The sequence below is a fragment of the Rathayibacter sp. AY1A2 genome (assembly GCF_002930935.1).
GTDB lineage: Bacteria > Actinomycetota > Actinomycetes > Actinomycetales > Microbacteriaceae > Rathayibacter.
The window spans coordinates 105,505-124,423 of the sequence record NZ_PSTP01000002.1 but is presented as its reverse complement, the minus strand read 5'-3'; the positions used below and the strand labels follow the sequence as shown (position 1 = coordinate 124,423).

The following is an 18,919-nucleotide window of genomic DNA, read 5'->3' as shown; positions in this document are numbered from 1 at the left end:
CCATGACCACCTCCCCGCTCCGCCGCGCCCTGCGCGCCGTGAACCCGCGCCTCGTCGTCGTCTTCGCCGCGATCGCGCTCATCCCGCTGATCTACGCGGGACTGCTGACCTCGGCCAACCTCGATCCCACGCACCACCTCGACACGGTGCCCGCCGCGATCGTCAACGAGGACACCGGCGCGACCGCCTCGGACGGCTCCGCGCTCGCCCTCGGCGACGACCTGACCGAGCAGCTCACCACCGACACGTCCGGCTCGGACTTCGCCTGGACGGCGACCGGTGCCGACGAGGCGTCCCGCGAGCTCGCCTCCGGCGACGTCCTCGCCGTCCTGACGGTGCCGGCCGGCTTCTCGGCCGACGTCGCCTCGGTCGGCGGCGACGACCCCGCCGCGGCCGTGCAGGCGAAGCTGTCGATCGAGACGAACGACGCGGCCAACCTGATCGTCGGCAACATCGCCTCCACCATCGGCACCACCGTGACGAAGACGCTGGAGGAGAAGGTCGGCGCGACGTACCTCGAGAACGTCTACCTCGGCTTCACCGACGTGCACTCCAGCCTCGAGCAGGCCGCCGGCGGCGCCGCTCAGCTGGCGGACGGCGCAGGGACCGCGGCGTCCGGCTCCTCCGAGCTGGTTGTCGGGCTCGCGCAGCTGCAGGACGGCACCGCGCAGCTGGCGACCGGCGCCGACTCCCTCCGCTCGGGCGCGGGGAGCGCGGCCTCCGGAGCGTCCGACCTCTCGTCGGGACTCCAGCGGATCGCGAGCGGGACCGGGCAGCTGCCCGACCAGGCGGCGGCGCTCGACACGGGAGCCCGCACGGTCGCCGACGGCGCCCAGCAGCTCGACGGAGGAGCGGCGTCGCTCGCCTCGGGCGCCACCGACCTCGCCGCGGGGACGTCGACCCTGAAGGACGGCGCGGCCTCGGCGGCGTCCGGCGCCGAGGCGCTGGCCACCGGGTCCGCCTCCCTCTCCGACGGAGCAGGGAAGGCCCTCGCAGGAGCCCAGCAGCTCGCGACCGGCGCGGGAGCGCTCGCGACCGCCACTCCGCAACTCGCCACCGGAGCGACCGGAGTCGACTCCGGCCTCGCCTCCCTGCTCTCGCGGTACGACTCGCTGTCCGACGCCCAGCGCGTAGCCGAGCTGACCGCCCTCGAGCAGGGTGCGGCCGCTCTCGCGGGCGGAGCCGCCTCGGCGGACGCGGGCGCGCAGACGCTCGCCTCCGGTGCGACCGCGCTCGTCGGCGACGACGGCAGCGGACTGACGGCGCTGGCCGCCGGTGCCGCCACGGTCTCGGGCGGAGCCGCCGACCTCGCGACCGGCACCGCGGCTCTGTCCACCGGGGCGACCTCCGCCGCCGACGGCGCCCAGAAGCTGCAGACCGGTGCGCAGGCCCTCGCCCAGGGAGCTGCGACCCTCGACGGCGGAGCCGCGCAGGTCGCCGGCGGAGTGGACACCCTCTCCGGCGCGGTCGGCCCGCTCACCAGCGGAATCGCCTCCGCGGCCGCCGGCGCCTCCGACCTCGCCTCCGGGACGGCCGCCCTCGCGACGGGCGCCTCGGACCTCGCGGACGGCGCCGAGACCGCCGCGACCGGCTCGGCCGACGCGGCCACCGGTTCGCAGGACCTCGCCGACGGGATCGACTCGCTCGCCTCCGGATCGCGCACCCTCGACACGAAGCTCTCGGACGGCGCGGACGACGTGCCCACCTACACCGGCGAGCAGGCTCAAGAGCTCAGCACCGTCGCGGCCGCCCCGGTCGGGATCGACGCCGAGCGGATGAACCGCGTGCCGTCCTACGGCTACGGCCTCGCCCCCTACTTCATGGCCCTCGCGCTCTGGGTCGGCGCGCTGGCCTTCTACCTGATGAGCGCCCCGCTCAGCTCCCGCCTCCTCGCCGCGCGCCGGCCCGCCTGGGTCATCGCGCTGCGCAGCTACCTGCCCGGCGCGCTGATGGCGGTCGCCCAGGGCGTCCTGGCCGCGCTCGTCATCCGCTTCGGAGTGGGCGTCGAGGCGTCGAACCTGCCCGGGCTGATCGGGATCGCCGTGCTCACGAGCCTCACCTTCGTGGCGATCAACCAGGCGCTGATCGCGCTGCTGGACGCTCCGGGCCGGTTCCTGGCGCTGCTGATGATCGTGCTGCAGCTGTCCTCGGCCGGAGGCACCTACCCGGTCGAGACCGCGCCCGCCTTCTTCCAGGCGATCCACGGGGTGCTGCCGCTGACCTGGACGGTGGAGGCGTTCCGCTCGCTGATCGCCGGCGGCAGCATCGGAGTCGCGCACGCGGTCCTGGTGCTCGTGCTCTGGCTGGTCGGGGCGCTCGCCGTGACCGTGCTGGCCGCCGCCCGCCGCCGCCGTCGCCTCGTGCCCGGCCTCCGCGACCCGGAGCCCCTCCTCGAGTCGGCCTGACGCGGACCGGGCGGGCCCGGCCTGCCCGTCCGCGCCTGCTGCCCCTTCTCGCGGCACGCCCCGCTCGGACGCCAGCGCCCCCCCGAGACCGCAGTAGTCGTCGCTGTCGAGCTCGAGTGCGACAACTCCTGCGTTCTCGCGGCGCGTCCTGCTCGGACACCTTCGCCTCCTTCCCGAGACCGCAGTAGTTGTCGCTGTCGAGCTCGAGTGCGACAACTCCTGCGCTCTCGCGGCGCGTCCCTACTGCCGAAGCGCCGATCCCCGCGACCTCCACCCGCAAGGCAGAGGACGCGGACCGGGAAACGCGTGCCAGCGTTTCCCGGCAGTCCGACGCACCCCGCTCTGCGGAACGCACCATCTCGTGGAGCCGACCGCGCGCGGGGATGCGGTCCGCCGCATCCCCGCCGGACGGTGCCGACGCGTGTCAGCGTTTCCCGGCAGTCCGACGAGACCCGCTCTGCGGAACGCACCCGTCGCGAAGCCGACCGCGCGCGGGGATGCGGCCCGCCGCATCCCCGCCAGACCACACAGCCCGCGGCCGTTCGGCCCACGGCGAACGCGTGGGCGGCGCTCAGAGTGCGGGAGGTAGCCTGGCAGGCACAATCTCCTCGTCAGAAAGGCGCCGGGTGTCGCACCCGCAACAAGCATGAACGTGAAGCGCATCTTCCGGGGTCCCATCCTCTACGTCGTCCTGGCGATCGTCGCGGTGTGGATCGGCTCCTCGCTGATCACCATGTCCGGCTTCCGGCCGGTCACGACGCAGGAGGGTCTCGACCTCCTGAAGGACGGCAAGGTCGACTCGGCGAAGATCGTGGACGGCGAGCAGCGCGTCGACCTCACGCTCAAGCAGGCCGACGGCGACAACGGCACGCAGGTGCAGTTCTACTACGTGGCCCCTCGCGGCGCAGAGGTCGTCGACGCGGTGTCCGCGGCCGATCTCGGCAGCACCGGCTACAACGACGAGGTCCCGCAGACCAACTGGTTCCTCTCGGCCCTCGGCTTCCTGCTCCCCATCCTCCTGATCGGCGCGTTCTTCTGGCTGATGCTCTCGGGCATGCAGGGCGGCGGCAACCGCGTCATGCAGTTCGGCAAGTCGAAGGCGAAGCTCGTCTCGAAGGAGTCGCCCAAGGTCACGTTCGGCGATGTCGCCGGCGCCGACGAGGCGATCGAGGAGCTGCACGAGATCAAGGAGTTCCTCAAGGAGCCCGCGAAGTTCCAGGCCGTCGGCGCCCGCATCCCGAAGGGCGTCCTGCTCTACGGCCCTCCCGGCACCGGCAAGACCCTGCTGGCGCGCGCGGTCGCGGGCGAGGCGGGCGTCCCCTTCTACTCCATCTCCGGATCGGACTTCGTCGAGATGTTCGTCGGCGTCGGCGCGAGCCGTGTCCGCGACCTGTTCCAGCAGGCGAAGGAGAACTCGCCGGCCATCATCTTCGTCGACGAGATCGACGCCGTCGGCCGCCACCGCGGCGCCGGCATGGGCGGCGGTCACGACGAGCGCGAGCAGACCCTCAACCAGCTGCTGGTCGAGATGGACGGCTTCGACGTCAAGACGAACGTCATCCTGATCGCGGCGACGAACCGCCCCGACATCCTCGATCCCGCGCTGCTGCGTCCGGGCCGCTTCGACCGCCAGATCGGCGTCGACGCCCCCGACCTGCTCGGCCGCAAGCGGATCCTCGAGGTCCACGGCCGCGGCAAGCCGCTCGCCGGGGGAGTCGACCTCGAGGTCGTCGCCCGCAAGACCCCGGGCTTCACCGGCGCCGACCTGGCCAACGTCCTCAACGAGGCCGCACTGCTCACCGCCCGCTCCAACGCGCAGCTGATCGACAACCGCGCGCTCGACGAGGCCATCGACCGCGTCATCGCGGGGCCGCAGCGCCGCACGCGGGTCATGCGCGACAAGGAGAAGCTGATCACCGCCTACCACGAGGGCGGACACGCTCTGGCGGCGGCGGCGATGCGCCACACCGACCCCGTGACCAAGGTCACGATCCTGCCGCGCGGCCGCGCCCTCGGCTACACGATGGTGCTCCCGCTGGAGGACAAGTACTCCACGACCCGCAACGAGCTCCTCGACCAGCTCACGTACGCGATGGGCGGCCGCGTCGCGGAGGAGATCGTCTTCCACGACCCCACCACCGGAGCGTCGAACGACATCGAGAAGGCGACCTCCATCGCCCGCAAGATGGTCACCGACTACGGCATGTCCGCGAACGTCGGAGCGGTCAAGCTCGGCCAGTCGTCGGGCGAGATGTTCCTCGGCCGCGACATGGGCCACCAGCGCGACTACTCCGAGCAGATCGCCGAGACGGTCGACGCCGAGACGCGCCAGCTCATCGAGCAGGCGCACGACGAGGCGTGGCAGGTCATCAACGACAACCGCGACATCCTCGACCGCCTCGCGATGGAGCTGCTCGAGAAGGAGACGCTCGACCACGACCAGCTGGCCGAGATCTTCAAGGACGTCCGCCGCATCGACGAGCGCCCGCAGTGGCTCTCGAGCGACAAGCGCCCCCTGTCCGACCTGCCGCCCATCGCGGTCCCGGTCGCCAAGGCGCCGATCGACTCGGGTGCGACCGACGGGGGAGTCTCCTCCGCTGGTGCCGACGAGGTCGCGCCGAAGCGCCCGCCGCTGATCAACCCGCGCCCCGCGACGGCGTAGCGCGCGCGTGCCCGTCGACAAGGCGCGCATCGAGGCGGCCGTCGCCGAGATCCTCGCGGCCATCGGGGACGACCCGGGCCGCGAGGGACTCCTCGACACGCCGCGGCGGTTCGCCGAGGCGTACGAGGAGTTCTTCGGCGGGTTCGACGACGACGCCGCGGCCCAGCTGACCGAGACGTTCGCGGTGGTCGAGGGCGGCCAGGAGTCGCCGCTCGACCAGACGGTGATCGTGCGCGACCTCGCCTTCCGCTCCGTCTGCGAGCACCACCTCCTGCCGTTCCTCGGCGTCGCGCACATCGCCTACCGGCCGCGCGAGCGGGTCGTCGGCCTCGGCCGGCTGCCGCGCGTGGTCGAGACGGTCGCGTCGCGACCGCAGATCCAGGAGCGGATGACCGAGCAGATCGCCGACGCGCTCGAGCAGGGCCTCGCTCCCGAGGGAGTGCTCGTCGTGGTCGACGCCGAGCACGGCTGCGTGCGGATGCGCGGGCCGCGCCAGACCGCGAGCTCGACCGTGACGGTCGCCGCCCGCGGCTCCCTCGCCGACCCGGCCGCCCGCGCCGAGATCATCGCGCTGATCGGCGCCGCGCGGGGGGAGTGACGTGGCCACCACCGTCGCCGACCTCACGCCGACCGGCCGCGCCGCGCTCCTGGGGATCCTCAACGTCACTCCGGACTCGTTCAGCGACGGCGGCCGCTGGCTGTCCGTCGACGACGCCGTCCGCCACGGCCTCGACCTGACCCGGCCCGCCGGGGACGGACCCGCCGCGTTCGGCGCGGACCTGGTCGACGTCGGCGGCGAGAGCACCCGTCCCGGTGCGGCGCGCGTCGACTCCGCCGCCGAGCAGGGCCGCGTGCTGCCCGTCGTCCGCGCCCTCGCCGCGGAGGGGGTGCGCGTCAGCATCGACACGATGAGCGCCGCCACGGCCGAGGCCGCCCTGGACGCGGGCGCCGTCGTCGTCAACGACGTCTCCGGCGGCCTCGCCGATCCGCGGATGCTCGCGCTCGTCGCCGAGCGCGGCGCCGTCTACATCGCGATGCACTGGCGCGGGCACAGCGCGGGCATGACCGCTCTCGCCTCCTACGGCGACGTGGTGGCGGACGTCCGCGGCGAGCTCGAGCGCCGCGTCGACGCCGCCCGTGAGGCCGGGATCCGGGACGACCGCCTCCTGCTCGACCCGGGCCTCGGCTTCGCGAAGGTCGGCGCGCACGACTGGGCGCTGCTGGCCGGGCTCGACGCGATCGTCTCGCTGGGCTTCCCGGTCCTGGTCGGCCACTCGCGCAAGCGGTTCCTCGCTCCGTTCGCCCCCGCCGGCGCCCCGGCCGCCGAGCGCGACGAGGTCTCCGCCATGCTGAGCCTCGTCGCCGCCGAGCACGGCGCCTGGGGCGTCCGGGTCCACGACGTCCGCTCGTCCGCCCGCGCCCTGGCCCTCGCCGCCCGACTTCAGGAGGAGACCCCGTGACCGCGATCGACCCCGCCGCCCTCGCCGTGCGCGACTCCATCACCCTCACCGGGCTGCGCGTGCGCGCGCACCACGGCGTCTTCGACTTCGAGCGCGAGAACGGCCAGGACTTCGTGATCGACGCGACGGTCTGGCTCGACACCGCGCCGGCGGCCGAGGGCGACGCGCTGGCCGAGACGGTGCACTACGGCGAGCTCGCGATCGCCCTGGCCGACGCGGTGACCCGCGACCCGGTCGACCTCATCGAGACCCTGGCCGAGCGCCTCGCCCGGGTCGCCCTGGGCTTCGCCGCCGCCGACGTCGTCCGCATCACCGTCCACAAGCCGGACGCGCCGATCCCGCTGCCGTTCGAGGACGTCGCCGTGCAGATCACGAGGACCCGCTCGTGAGGCCGCGGCAGGAGCGCGTCCGCCCGGTCCGCCACGTCGTGCTCGCGCTCGGCAGCAACCTCGGCGACCGCCTGGCGCACCTCGAGGAGGCGCTGCGGGCCCTCGCCACGACGCCGGGCCTGCGCATCGAGGCGGTGTCCAAGGTCGTCGAGTCGCCCGCGTGGAAGCCCGAGGGCGTCGACGAGGACGCGCCCGGGTACCTCAACGCGGTCGTGACCGGCTCGACCGTCCTCGAGCCCGACGACCTGCTCGCGGCGACGGCGGCGATCGAATCGGCCGGCGGCCGGATCCGCGGCGAGGGCGAGGAGCGCTGGGGCGACCGGACCCTCGACATCGACGTGATCGCGGTCGGCGGCGTGCTCCGCGACGACCCGCACCTGACCCTCCCGCACCCGCGGGCGGCCGAGCGGGCCTTCGTGCTCGAGCCCTGGCTCGACGCCGAGCCGGCGGCGGTCCTTCCCGGAGCCGGACCCGTGGCCGAGCTGCGCGCACGGGCGACCGACCGCGTGACCGACCACCCGGCCGGGTTGACCTGGCCGGGGCGCGACTCCGCCCGCGGCAGCACCGCCGACCCCGAGAGCAGGACCCCGTGAGGCGCACCCGCATCAGCACCCTGCTCGGACTCGGCCTCGCCGGGGCCGTCGCGGGGTTCCTCCTCGACCTCGCGATCGCCGCCGCCGGCCGCCCCGTGCTCATCCCGCCGCTGACGGTTCCGCTGACCCTGATCGTGGTCGCGGCTCTCGTGCTCGGCTTCGCCGTCCCGATCCACCGCGCCACGAAGGGCACGCTGCGCCGGCCCATCGATCCGTTCCGGGCGATGCGCGTCGTGGTGCTGGCGAAGGCGTCCAGCCACGTCGGTGCTCTGCTGCTCGGAGCCTCCGGCGGCATCCTGGTGTACCTGCTGAGCCGTGCGATCCCTTCGCTAGGCTCCGTGTGGCAGGACGTCGCGACCATCGTGGGTGCGCTCGTCCTGCTGGTGGCCGGCCTGGTCGCCGAGCACCTGTGCACCATCCCGCCGAGCGACGACGACGACAGCGCCGTCGGCGAGGTGAACCACGCCTGACGCCGACGCCCGGATCGCCGCGGGCAGTGAGGACGACGCCATGCCCGCCGAGCCCGAGGACGCGTCGCCGACGACCCGCCGCGACGCGAGGGGACGCCGGCGGGACCGCCTCGACATCACGGGGGAGTGGCGCCGCGTCTCGCCCCGGTACGTCGCGGTCGAGATCGTGTCGGCCGTCGTGTCGAGCGTGCTGCTGCTCGCCGTGCCCGTGGTGCTGATGCTGATCGGCCTGCCGTGGGGCTGGATCCCGCTGGCCGCCGCGGCCGCCCTCGCGGTGACCCTCCTGATCGTGGCCCCGCGCCGTGCGCGCGCCTACGGCTACCTCCTGCGCCAGGACGACCTGCTCTTCCGCCGCGGCATCATGTTCCAGCGCTTCGTGTCGGTGCCGTACGGGCGGATGCAGCTCATCGACGTCAACCGCGGGCCGCTCGCCCGGGCGCTCGGCCTCGCCGACCTCCGCTTCGTCACCGCCGCCGCGGCGACCGGCGTCAGCATCCCGGGCCTGGCCGAGCAGGACGCGGAGGAGCTCCGCGACCGCCTGGTCGAGCTCGCCGAGTCGCGCCGGGCCGGCCTGTGACCGAGCTCCGCGCCGTCGAGACGGACCTCGCCGACGGGGAGTGGCACCGCCTGCACCCCGCGACACCGGTCCTCAAGGGCGGGATCGGCCTGCTGGTCGTCCTCGGCATCGTGATCACGAACCTCCGCGAGCGCCTGGTCGAGCTGTTCCTGCCCGGGCCGGAGGGGTTCGAGAGCGGCGATCCGGTCGACGAGCTGCTGCGCCGCGGTCTCGTCGGCTGGGCGCTGCTGGCGGTCGCGGTGGGCCTGGCGGTCGCCGTCTTCGCGTTCTGGCTGTCCTGGCGGATGCACACCTTCCGCATCACGGACGAGCTCGTCGAGGTGCGCTCCGGCGTGCTCTTCCGGACCAACCGGCGGGCGCGGCTGGACCGCATCCAGGGCATCGCGGTGCAGCGTCCGCTGTTCGCGCGGCTGTTCGGAGCCGCGAAGCTCGAGGTGAGCGTGGCCGGGCAGGACGCGAACGTCCAGCTGTCGTACCTCGGGTCGCGCTTGGTTGACGCCCTGCGCCGCGACATCCTGCGGCTCGCGTCCGGGGTGCGCGAGCGGGAGGCGACGGTCGACGGTGCGGCTCCGGCGGGCGGGTTCCTGGCGCGCCGGCTGGAGGAGTTCGGCGAGCCTCAGGACGAGACGCCGCCCGAGTCGGTCGTCTCGATCCCGCCGGGCCGACTCCTCGGCTCGCTCGTCTTCAGCGGCTTCACGCTGTTCCTGGCCGCCTCGGTCGTCGCCGTGGTGTTCGTCGCCGTCTACGGCTCGCCCTACGTGCTCTTCGCGATCCTGCCGGGCCTGATCGGCTCGGGCAGCTACTACGTCCGCCAGTTCGTGCGCTCGCTCCGGTACTCGATCGCCGCGACGCCCGACGGCGTGCGGGTCGGCTACGGCGTGCTCTCGACCAGCAGCGACACGATCCCGCCCGGCCGGATCCACGCCGTCGAGATCACGCAGCCGCTGCTCTGGCGCCCCTTCGGCTGGTGGCAGGTGCGGATCGACCGCGCCGGCCACGCGGCCTCCCGCGGGGCGAACGGCGAGCCGAACACCACGATCCTGCCGGTCGGCGACCTCGCCGCCGTCGAGCGCGTCCTCGCCCTCCTGCTGCCCGGACCGGCCGAGGGAGCGGAGTCGACGCCCGTCGGAGATGCACTCCGGCACCGCGACGCGGCCGGCTTCACCCGGGCGCCGCGCTCGGCGGTGTGGCTCCGCCCCTTCTCGTTCCGGAGGACCGGGTACCGGCTGACGGACGAGGTCGCGATCCTGCGCAGTGGAGCGGTCTGGCGGCGGGTCGCCGTGGTGCCCCTGGCGCGGATGCAGAGCGTCGGGGTCCAGCAGGGACCGCTCCAGCGCCTGCTCGGGCTGGCCTCGGCGCGCGTGCACACGGTGGCCGGCCCCGTCACTCCGCTCGTGCCGGTGATGAGCGCAGCCGACGGACTCGCCTTCTTCGAGAGCCTCGCGACGGCCGGAGTGCGGGCCGCCGACCGCGACGCGAGCCACCAGTGGGGGCGGCGCGCGGCCGCACCCGCCCTGCCCGACTGGCCCGCTCCGGAGGGGGAACCGCATGCCTGAGAACCGCCGCGACGGACGCCTGGGCGTCGGCGTCATCGGTGCCGGACGCGTGGGCCCGGTGCTCGGTGCCGCGCTCGCCGGGGCCGGCCACGCCGTGATCGGTATCGCCACCACCAGCGAGAGCGGCCGCGAGCGCGCCGACGCGCTGCTCCCCGGAGTCCCCGTGCTCGCGATCCCCGAGCTCGTCGAGCGCAGCGAGCTGGTGATCGTCGCCGTCCCCGGGAGCGAGATCGCCGCCCTGGTCGCGGGGCTCGCCGCGACCGGAGCGTGGCAGCCCGGCCAGCTGGTGCTGCACACGGCGCCTGAGCACGGCTACGGGGTGCTCGCTCCGGCGCTCGCCTCCGGGGTCATCCCCCTGGCAGTCCACCCGGCGATGGCCTTCAGCGGCACCAGCCTCGACCTGGCGCGCCTCGCCGAGACCTACTTCGCCGTGTCGGCACCGGGCCCGGTGCTGCCGATCGCGCAGGCGCTGGTGGTCGAGATGGGCGGGGAGCCGGTCTCCGTGGCGGAGTCGGACCGCGCCGCCTACGCGGAGGCCGTCTCGACCGCCACGACCTTCTCGACCGCGATCGTCGACCAGGCGGCGGGACTGCTGGCGGGCATCGGCGTCGAGAAGCCGGGCTTCTTCCTCTCCAGCCTCGTCCGCTCCTCCGTCGACGACGCCCTGCGCCGCGCGGCGGGCTGACGGGCGCGCCGCTCGAGACGCCGCTCCCGGGTGGGACGCCGCTCGGGAGGCGGTGCCTCGCGGAGGAGCACGGCGTCTCGGTGCCGAGGGCCCGGGCGGCCGTGGGACCGCCGGTAGCATCGTCGGGTGATCAGCACCGTCCACCGCATCGGCGACCTCCGCGAGCGGCTGCAGGAGGCGCGGCGGGCCGGTCGGCGCATCGCGCTCGTGCCGACGATGGGCGCCCTGCACGCCGGGCACCTCGCCCTCGTCGAGCGGGCGCGCGAGCTGGCCGACGTCGTCGTCGTGTCGGTGTTCGTGAATCCGCTGCAGTTCGGTCCGACCGAGGACCTGGACCGCTACCCGCGCGACCTCGAGGGCGACACCGCCCTGCTCGACGCGGCCGGGGCCGACCTCCTCTTCGCTCCGGGAGTCGCCGAGATGTACCCCGACGGGCCGTCCTCCACGAGGGTCGTCGCGGGCGAGGTCGGCGGCTTCTACGAGGGGCGCGCGCGGCCGGGGCACTTCGACGGGATGCTCACCGTCGTCGCCAAGCTCCTGAGCATCGCCCAGCCGGACGTCGCGGTCTTCGGGCAGAAGGACGCGCAGCAGCTGTTCCTCGTGCGCCGCATGGTCCGCGACCTCGACCTGCCCGTCGCGATCGAGGGCGTCGGCATCGTGCGGGAGGAGGACGGGCTCGCCCGCTCCAGCCGCAACCGCTACCTCGACGAGGAGCAGCGCCGCGCGGGCCTCGTGCTCCCGCGCCTCCTCGCGGCCGCCACGGAAGCCGCGGACCGCGGTGCCGCCGCGGCGATCGAGGCCGCCGAGGCCGTCGCGCACGCCGAGCCGCTCGTTAAGCTGGACTACCTCGTCGTCGTGGATCCCGCGACGCTCCTCCCGGTCGACGCCGACCACCGCGGCCCGGCACTCGTGCTCGTCGCCGCGATCGTCGGCACCACCCGCCTCCTCGACAACGCCCCGATCCTGCTCGCCTGATCGCGGCCGTCCGCCCCGAACCGAAAGCACCGCGACCCCTCATGGCCGACACCCCCGACGTCCCCGAGTCCACGACCCCCGCCGCCGAGCAGGCCGCCGCCGAGCGGGCCGCGCAGCAGGAGGCCTCCGAGCAGAAGGCCGTCCGCCTCGCCAAGCGCGAGCGCCTGCTCGAGCTCGCGGGCGACGACCTCGGCGCCGGCGCCTACCCCGTCGCGGTCGGAGTCACCGACACCATCGCGGCCGTCCGGGCGCGCCACGAGGGCATCGAGCCGGACGTGAAGACCGGCGAGCGCGTCGGCCTCGCGGGCCGCGTGGTGTTCCAGCGCAACACGGGCAAGCTCTGCTTCGCGACCCTGCAGGCCGGCGACGGCGAGCGGATCCAGGCCATGGTCTCGCTCGGCGACGTGGGCGAGGAGTCGCTCGCGGCGTGGAAGGAGCTCGTCGACCTGGGCGACCACCTCTTCGTCGAGGGCGAGGTCGTCTCGAGCAAGCGCGGCGAGCTGAGCGTGTGGGTGTCGCAGTGGACGATCGCCGCGAAGGCGATCCTGCCGCTGCCGAACCTGCACAACGAGCTCGGCGACGAGACCCGGATGCGCCAGCGCTACCTCGACCTGATCGTGCGCCCCCAGGCCCGCGAGACGGTCGTCACCCGCGCCCGGGTGAACGCCTCCCTCCGCGACACCTTCGCCTCGCACGAGTTCCTCGAGGTCGAGACCCCGATGCTGCAGGTGATGCACGGCGGCGCCTCCGCCCGACCCTTCGCCACGCACTCGAACGCGTTCGACACCGAGCTGTACCTGCGCATCGCGCCCGAGCTCTACCTCAAGCGCGCCGTCGTCGGCGGCATCGACCGGGTCTTCGAGATCAACCGCAACTTCCGCAACGAGGGCGCCGACTCCACCCACTCGCCCGAGTTCGCGATGCTCGAGGCCTACCAGGCGTACGGCGACTACAACTCGATCGCCGACCTGACCCAGGAGCTGATCCAGAACGCGGCCCAGGCCGTCGCGGGCTCGCACGTGGTCACCTGGGCCGACGGCACCGAGTTCGACCTCGGCGGCCGGTGGGACCGCATCTCGATGTACGAGAGCCTGTCGCTCGCGGCCGGAATCGCGATCACGCCGGAGACGGAGCTCGCCGAGCTCGAGACCCTCGCCGCGCGCGAGGGCGTCGAGGTGCACGTCCCCACGCACGGCAAGTACGTCGAGGAGCTGTGGGAGCACTTCGTGAAGGGCGGCCTGACGCGTCCGACCTTCGTGATGGACTTCCCCGTCGACACCTCGCCGCTCGTGCGCGCGCACCGCAGCATCCCGGGCGTCGTCGAGAAGTGGGACCTCTACGTCCGCGGCTTCGAGCTGGCCACCGGCTACTCCGAGCTGATCGACCCGGTCGTGCAGCGCGAGCGCTTCGTCGAGCAGGCCCGCCAGGCCGCCGCGGGCGACGACGAGGCGATGCGCCTGGACGAGGACTTCCTCCGCGCCCTCGAGCACGGCATGCCCCCCACCGGCGGCATGGGCATGGGCATCGACCGCCTCCTGATGGCGATCACCGGCCTCGGGATCCGCGAGACGATCCTGTTCCCGCTCGTCAAGTAGGGTCGCAGGAGCCGAGGGGGAGACATGGTCAGGGCATCGAGCATCGTCGCGGCCGTCGCGGCGGGCGTCCTCACGATCGCGCAGTTCGGAGTGGGGACCGCGGTCGCCGCGAGCGTCCTCACCTCCTCCGGCGACGTCGGTACCGCGCTGGCCGACCGGCGAGCGGCCGAGGCGTTCACGCCCGACCCCACGATCGCCGGCTTCGCGGAGCGGACCGCCATGTCCGACCGCGGCCGCGCCCTCTACTACGCGTCGAGCCCGTCGGTCGAGCCGACCGCCGGCTTCAACGACCTCTGCGGCTACGGCGCCTCCGACGACATCGTCCTCGGCTGCTACACCGGCACCAGCATCTACATCTCGGACGTCGCGAACCCCGACCTCGACGGGATCCGCGACGTCACGGCGGCCCACGAGATGCTGCACGCCGCGTGGGTGCGGCTCGACGCGGAGGAGCAGGCCGAGCTGGGCGACGAGCTCGAGGCCGCGTACGAGACCCTCCCGCAGGACGGCACGATCGCCGAGCGCCTCGAGCTGTACCGCACCGGCGGCCTCGGCGAGCGCGTCAACGAGCTGCACTCGATCCTGGGGACCGAGGTGGCCGACCTGCCGCCGGCGCTCGAGGCGCACTACGCCGAGTTCTTCGACGACCGCTCCGTCGTCGTGGGCCTGAACGCCCGCTACGAGGCGGTCTTCACCGATCTCGAGAACCGCATCGAGGACCTGGTCTCCCGGATCGAGACGATGTACGCCGACCTCACGGCGCGGGTCGACGCGAACAACGCCGAGTACGACGCGCTCAACGTCGAGATCGACGACTTCAACTCGCGCGCCGACAGCGGCGACTTCGGATCGACGGCCGAGTTCGAGGCGGAGCGCGCCGATCTGCTCGCCCGCAGCCAGGCCGTCGACGCCACCCGGGCCGCCATCGACGCGGACATCGCCGTGTACGACGGCCTGCGCTCGGAGCTGGAGGGCCTCAACTCCGATGCCGCGGCGCTGAACAAGTCGGTCGAGAGCCAGTAGCGCCCAGCGCCCGCGAAGGCCGCTGGGCGCACGGGCCTCCGGGCTCACGGCTCCCGCGCCGGTGCCGCGGGTAGGATCGCCGCATGGACTGGGAGCTGTGGAACCAGGGGCTGTGGGCCCTCGTGCCGACGATCACGGTCGGAGCCATCTTCTGGTTCGTGATGCGCGCCCTCATCCGCTCGGACCGCAACGAGCGCCGCGCGTACGACCGCATCGAGGCCCGCGAGCGCGAGCGCCGCGGCCTGCCTCCCCGCGACGCCTCCTGACCACCGCCGCCGCGCGGGTGCCTTCCACGCCCGCTGAGCGGCTCCGCACGACGAACGAGGAGGCGCGGTGCCCGCACCCGACTGGGCGGTGATCCTCCCGATCGCGGCCGTCGTCGTCGAGCTCGTGGTCCGCGTGATCGCCGTCATCGTCGTGCCGCGGAACCGCCGTCCGACCACCGGCCTCGCCTGGCTGATGGCGATCTTCCTGATCCCGTACGTCGGCATCCTGCTGTTCCTCTTCATCGGGAGCTACCGGCTGCCGCGCAAGCGCCGCCGGAAGCAGCAGGAGATCAACCGGTTCATCCTGGAGTCGACCGACGGCATCGACCGCGTCGCCCGGGAGCACCCGTGGCCGCAGTGGCTGGAGTCGGTGGTCACCCTCAACCGCAACCTCGGCGCGATGCCGCTGGTCGGCGGGAACGACGCGCGCCTCCAGGGCGACTACGAGCAGACCATCCGCGCGATGGCCGCCGAGATCGACCGCGCCCGCCGGTACGTGCACTGCGAGTTCTACATCCTCGCCGCCGACTCGACCACCGCGCCCTTCTTCGACGCGCTCGACCGCGCGGTGGCGCGCGGGGTGCGGGTGCGGATCCTCCTCGACCACATCGCGTCGATCCGCGTGCCCGGCTACTACAGCGGCACCCATCGCCGGCTGCGCGCCCTCGAGCGGGCGGGCGCCTCGTGGTCGTACATGCTCCCCGTGCGGCCGTGGCGCGGGCAGTACCAGCGGCCGGACCTGCGCAACCACCGCAAGCTGCTGATCGTCGACGGCAACGCGGCCTTCATGGGCTCGCAGAACGTCGTCGACTCCAGCTACAACAAGCGCGGCAACATCCGCCGCGGCCTGCACTGGCACGACCTGATGGTGCGCCTCGAGGGGCCGGTGGTGCAGGGCATCAACGCCATCTTCATCACCGACTGGTACAGCGAGACCGACGAGCTGCTCCTGCGGGAGTCGGAGCCGATGGAGGCGCTGCAGCAGCGCGACACCATCGACTGCCAGGTGGTGCCGAGCGGCCCGGGGTTCGAGGGCGAGAACAACCTGCGCCTGTTCCTGACGCTGCTCTACTCGGCGCAGAAGTCGATCATCATCACCAGCCCGTACTTCGTGCCCGACGAGGCGATGCTCTACGCGATCACGACGGCGACCCGGCGGGGCGTGCACGTGGAGCTCTTCGTCTCCGAGATCGGCGACCAGGCCGTGGTCTACCACGCCCAGCGCTCGTACTACGAGACGCTGCTGACCGCGGGCGTGCGCATCTGGATGTACCGCAAGCCGACCATCCTGCACGCGAAGCACTTCACGATCGACGACGACGTCGCCGTGATCGGCTCGAGCAACATGGACATGCGCTCCTTCACGCTCAACCTCGAGGTCTCGCTGATGGTGCGCGGCTCGGAGTTCGTCGAGGATCTGCGCCAGGTGCAGCAGGACTACCGCGAGCACTCCCGTGAGCTGACCCTCCGCGAGTGGCGGCAGCAGCCGCTCCGCTCGACCCTGCTCGACAACCTGGCGCGGCTCACCTCGGCGCTGCAGTAGCGCGGCTCCCGTCCGCCCGCAGGCGGAGGATGCGCGGCCCCGGCTCGTCGCGCAAGGCCCTGTGCGGGCCGCCGCGCCCCGCGTAGCGTCGGAGCGTCCTCAGCACCATCCGGTTCCGCCTGCCCGGCGCCGGGTTCGAGAAGGGAACGGACATGACGGCATCCCGTACGACGCGCATCCTCATCCTCGGCGGCGGCTACGTCGGCCTGTACACGGCCTGGGGCCTCGAGAAGAGGCGGGGGGAGGCGCCGATCGACGTCACCGTCGTCGAGCCGAACCCCTACATGACCTACCAGCCGCTGCTGCCCGAGGTCGCCGGCGGGCACGTCCAGCCGCGCCACGTCACGGTGCCGCTGGTCTCCGCGCTCAAGCGCACCCGCGTGATCCGCGGCGCGATCACCGGCGTGAGCCTCGCCGAGCGCAGCGCCACCGTCGCCGCGATGGACGGCTCCACCCGCACGATCGAGTTCGACCAGGTCGTCTTCGCGCTCGGAGCCGTCACCCGAACGTTCCCCACGCCGGGCCTCGCCGAGCACGGCATCGGCTTCAAGACGGTGGAGGAGGCGGCGCACCTGCGCGACCGCGTCATCGAGAACATCGCGAAGGCGGCGCTCACCACCGATCCCGCCGAGCGCCGGCGCCTGCTCACCTTCGTCTTCGTCGGCGGCGGCTACACCGGCGTCGAGGCGCTGAGCGAGCTGCTCGACCTCAGCCGCAAGACCCTCGCCGCGCAGCCCTCCCTCTCGATGGGCGACGTCACCTGGCACCTCGTCGAGGCACTGGACCGGGTCGCCCCCGAGGTCGGTCCCGAGCTCTCGAAGTGGACGCTCGACCACCTCCGCTCGCGCGGCGTGCACGTGCACCTGAAGACGACGATGCCCTCCTGCGAGGACGGCGTCGTGGAGCTCTCCTCGGGCGAGCGCATCCCGACGGCCACGATCGTGTGGACCGCCGGCGTGAAGCCGAACCCGATCCTCGACGCGACCGACGCGCCCCGCGGGCCGAAGGGCCACGTCATGGCGGATGCGCGCCTGCGGGTCATCCGCGAGGACGGCGAGCCGGTGGGCGGCGCCTGGGCGGCCGGCGACGGCGCGCAGGTGCCGGACCTCACCAGCGAGAAGCAGCCCGCGTACTACCCGCCGAACGCGCAGAACGCGGTCCGGCAGGCCAAGCTCCTGGCGCGCAACATCATCGCCGATCTCACCGGAGGCACCGTGGAGGAGTACCGGCACGCCTCAGTCGGGACCGTCGCCGAGTACGGCATCGGCAAGGGCGCGGGCCTGATCAAGGGCGTGAAGCTGCGCGGCCTCCCCGCCTGGCTCGCGCACCGCGCCTACCACGGAGCGGCGATGCCGACCCTGGACCGCAAGTGGCGGATCATCACGGGCTGGCTCGTCGACGCCGTCACTCCGCGCGACCTCTCGCCGATGAGCGCGCTGCAGGATCCTCGCCGCGCCTTCCGCGAGACGGCCGAGGCCACCGACCGCGAGGCAGCAGCGAAGGCCGCCGCGAAGAAGGAGTCGGACGCGTCCTGACGCGCCGGTGAGAGCGCGGGAGTCGCGGTGGTCGAGCGGGATCATCGCGACTCCCGCGCTCCCGAGTCGTGGGCCCCGCCTCGGAGCGCCTCGGCCTGACGGTCTCGGCTCAGGCCCGGCGGCGCGGCTTGAGGCGCACGGTCGGCAGCACGGGCGCGGGGAGCGCGCGTCCGCCGTACCCGTCGACGGTGCCGAACGGTCCCGCGGGATCCGCCCCGGCGATCACGTCGGACTGCCAGCGCTCGCGGGCGGCCGCCACGTCGTCGTGGCTGCGGCCGACGAAGTTCCACCACATCACCAGCTCCTCGGCGAACGGCTCGCCGCCGAGCAGCACCACGCGCGCGCCCGCGTCCCCGGCGGTCAGCACCAGGTGCGAGCGGCCGGGCGCGAGGTAGGCGAGGTCCGAGCGCGGGACGTCCGCACCCTCGACCGCCACCGGGCCGGCGTCGACGAGCACGCCGTACTCCCACGACTCCTCGACCGGCAGCTCGACCCGGGCACCCGGTTCGAGGTCGATCTGCGCGGCGACCAGCGGAGTGAAGGTGCTCGCGGGCACCGACGCGCCCAGCATCCCTCCGACGAAGACGCGCACCAGCGCGCCGGGCAGCTCCACGGGAACGCCGCGGTGGTGCTCGAAGAACGGATCGACGAGCCGTGCCTCCTCGGGCAGCGCGACCCAGAGCTGCACCCCGTGCAGGACGGGCGCGCCCCCGGTCGAGACCTCCGAGTGCGAGATGCCGCGTCCGGCCGTCATCAGGTTGAGCTCGCCCGGGCGCACCACGGCGAGGCTGCCGACGCTGTCGCGGTGCTCGATCTCGCCCTCGAAGAGCCAGCTCACGGTCTGCAGGCCCGTGTGCGGGTGCGGCGGGACGTCCATCCCGGCCTCCTCGCCGAGCCGCACCGGGCCGTAGTGGTCGGCGAAGCACCACGCGCCGATCGTCGAGCGCGATCGCTGCGGGAGGGTGCGGCGCACCTCGATCGCACGCGGACCGCCGAGCGGGACGAGCCGCGCCTCCAGGATCTCGACCGCGCCGGGCTCGCGAGGGACCGGCTCCGCGGCGACGGGGAGCTCGTCGGGATGCTCCTCCAGGTTGCTCATGCGGGAAGTGTATGCCTTCGCATGGACCGGTGGACGGGACCGCCGCCCGCACCCCTCCCGGATCGCGTGCACGCCCAGGGCGAACA

General features: G+C 73.5%; 17 protein-coding genes. 16 read left to right on the top strand and 1 reads right to left on the bottom strand.

From position 1 onward, the window contains the following. The first annotated feature begins 2 nt into the window (after nt 1-2). From C5B93_RS03075 to C5B93_RS03000, 16 genes are all read left to right on the top strand, one after another. Entirely contained in the window at nt 3-2,405 is a 2,403-nt protein-coding gene (locus tag C5B93_RS03075; protein ID WP_104291746.1) for a YhgE/Pip domain-containing protein, read from the top strand. 646 nt (nt 2,406-3,051) lie between these two features. Beyond that, on the top strand, nt 3,052-5,067 hold the full coding sequence (gene ftsH / locus C5B93_RS03070; protein ID WP_104224104.1) for an ATP-dependent zinc metalloprotease FtsH: 2,016 nt from the start codon (nt 3,052-3,054) through the stop codon (nt 5,065-5,067). Between the two features lie 7 nt (nt 5,068-5,074). Next, nucleotides 5,075-5,665 (top strand): GTP cyclohydrolase I FolE, encoded by a 591-nt coding sequence (gene folE, locus C5B93_RS03065; RefSeq protein WP_104224103.1) that lies wholly within the window; start codon nt 5,075-5,077, stop codon nt 5,663-5,665. A 1-nt stretch (nt 5,666) separates the two neighbouring features. Beyond that, the gene (folP, locus tag C5B93_RS03060; protein ID WP_258065481.1) at nt 5,667-6,527 is read left to right on the top strand and encodes a dihydropteroate synthase; all 861 of its coding nucleotides are present in this window, start codon (nt 5,667-5,669) and stop codon (nt 6,525-6,527) included. Further along, complete coding sequence (gene folB, locus C5B93_RS03055) at nt 6,524-6,916, top strand: dihydroneopterin aldolase (RefSeq protein WP_104347803.1); 393 nt, start codon at nt 6,524-6,526, stop codon at nt 6,914-6,916. The genes folP and folB overlap by 4 nt, the downstream gene beginning before the upstream one ends. Continuing rightward, nucleotides 6,913-7,509, top strand: coding sequence for a 2-amino-4-hydroxy-6-hydroxymethyldihydropteridine diphosphokinase (gene folK, locus C5B93_RS03050; protein ID WP_104255533.1), 597 nt, complete (start codon nt 6,913-6,915; stop codon nt 7,507-7,509). Before folB ends, folK begins: the two co-directional genes overlap by 4 nt. Continuing rightward, the gene (locus C5B93_RS03045; protein WP_104238407.1) at nt 7,506-7,979 is read left to right on the top strand and encodes a DUF3180 domain-containing protein; all 474 of its coding nucleotides are present in this window, start codon (nt 7,506-7,508) and stop codon (nt 7,977-7,979) included. Before folK ends, C5B93_RS03045 begins: the two co-directional genes overlap by 4 nt. A gap of 40 nt (nt 7,980-8,019) precedes the next feature. After that, nucleotides 8,020-8,556: a PH domain-containing protein gene (locus tag C5B93_RS03040; protein ID WP_104234302.1), complete on the top strand. Its 537-nt coding sequence runs from the start codon at nt 8,020-8,022 to the stop codon at nt 8,554-8,556. After that, nucleotides 8,553-10,112 carry a PH domain-containing protein gene (locus tag C5B93_RS03035; RefSeq protein ID WP_104238409.1) on the top strand — a complete coding sequence of 520 codons (1,560 nt, stop codon included), beginning with the start codon at nt 8,553-8,555 and terminating at the stop codon, nt 10,110-10,112. The genes C5B93_RS03040 and C5B93_RS03035 overlap by 4 nt, the downstream gene beginning before the upstream one ends. Continuing rightward, nucleotides 10,105-10,797, top strand: a complete 693-nt coding sequence (locus C5B93_RS03030) for a Rossmann-like and DUF2520 domain-containing protein (protein WP_104291745.1) — start codon at nt 10,105-10,107, stop codon at nt 10,795-10,797. Before C5B93_RS03035 ends, C5B93_RS03030 begins: the two co-directional genes overlap by 8 nt. Nucleotides 10,798-10,923: 126 nt before the next feature. Then, nucleotides 10,924-11,772 (top strand): pantoate--beta-alanine ligase, encoded by an 849-nt coding sequence (panC, locus tag C5B93_RS03025; RefSeq protein WP_104291744.1) that lies wholly within the window; start codon nt 10,924-10,926, stop codon nt 11,770-11,772. 41 nt (nt 11,773-11,813) lie between these two features. After that, on the top strand, nt 11,814-13,367 hold the full coding sequence (lysS, locus tag C5B93_RS03020) for a lysine--tRNA ligase (RefSeq protein ID WP_104291743.1): 1,554 nt from the start codon (nt 11,814-11,816) through the stop codon (nt 13,365-13,367). Between the two features lie 24 nt (nt 13,368-13,391). Next, nucleotides 13,392-14,390, top strand: coding sequence for a hypothetical protein (locus tag C5B93_RS03015; protein WP_104291742.1), 999 nt, complete (start codon nt 13,392-13,394; stop codon nt 14,388-14,390). Between the two features lie 83 nt (nt 14,391-14,473). Next, a complete protein-coding gene (locus C5B93_RS03010) occupies nt 14,474-14,656 on the top strand; it encodes a hypothetical protein (RefSeq protein WP_104224094.1) in 183 nt (60 codons plus the stop codon). Nucleotides 14,657-14,723: 67 nt separating this feature from the next. Continuing rightward, the gene (cls, locus tag C5B93_RS03005; RefSeq protein ID WP_104224093.1) at nt 14,724-16,199 is read left to right on the top strand and encodes a cardiolipin synthase; all 1,476 of its coding nucleotides are present in this window, start codon (nt 14,724-14,726) and stop codon (nt 16,197-16,199) included. A gap of 152 nt (nt 16,200-16,351) precedes the next feature. After that, entirely contained in the window at nt 16,352-17,734 is a 1,383-nt protein-coding gene (locus C5B93_RS03000) for an NAD(P)/FAD-dependent oxidoreductase (protein ID WP_104272976.1), read from the top strand. 109 nt (nt 17,735-17,843) lie between these two features. On the opposite strand, the gene C5B93_RS02995 is transcribed toward C5B93_RS03000, so the two are convergent. Next, complete coding sequence (locus C5B93_RS02995) at nt 17,844-18,833, bottom strand: pirin family protein (protein WP_104291741.1); 990 nt, start codon at nt 18,831-18,833, stop codon at nt 17,844-17,846. Between the last annotated feature and the right edge of the window lie 86 nt (nt 18,834-18,919).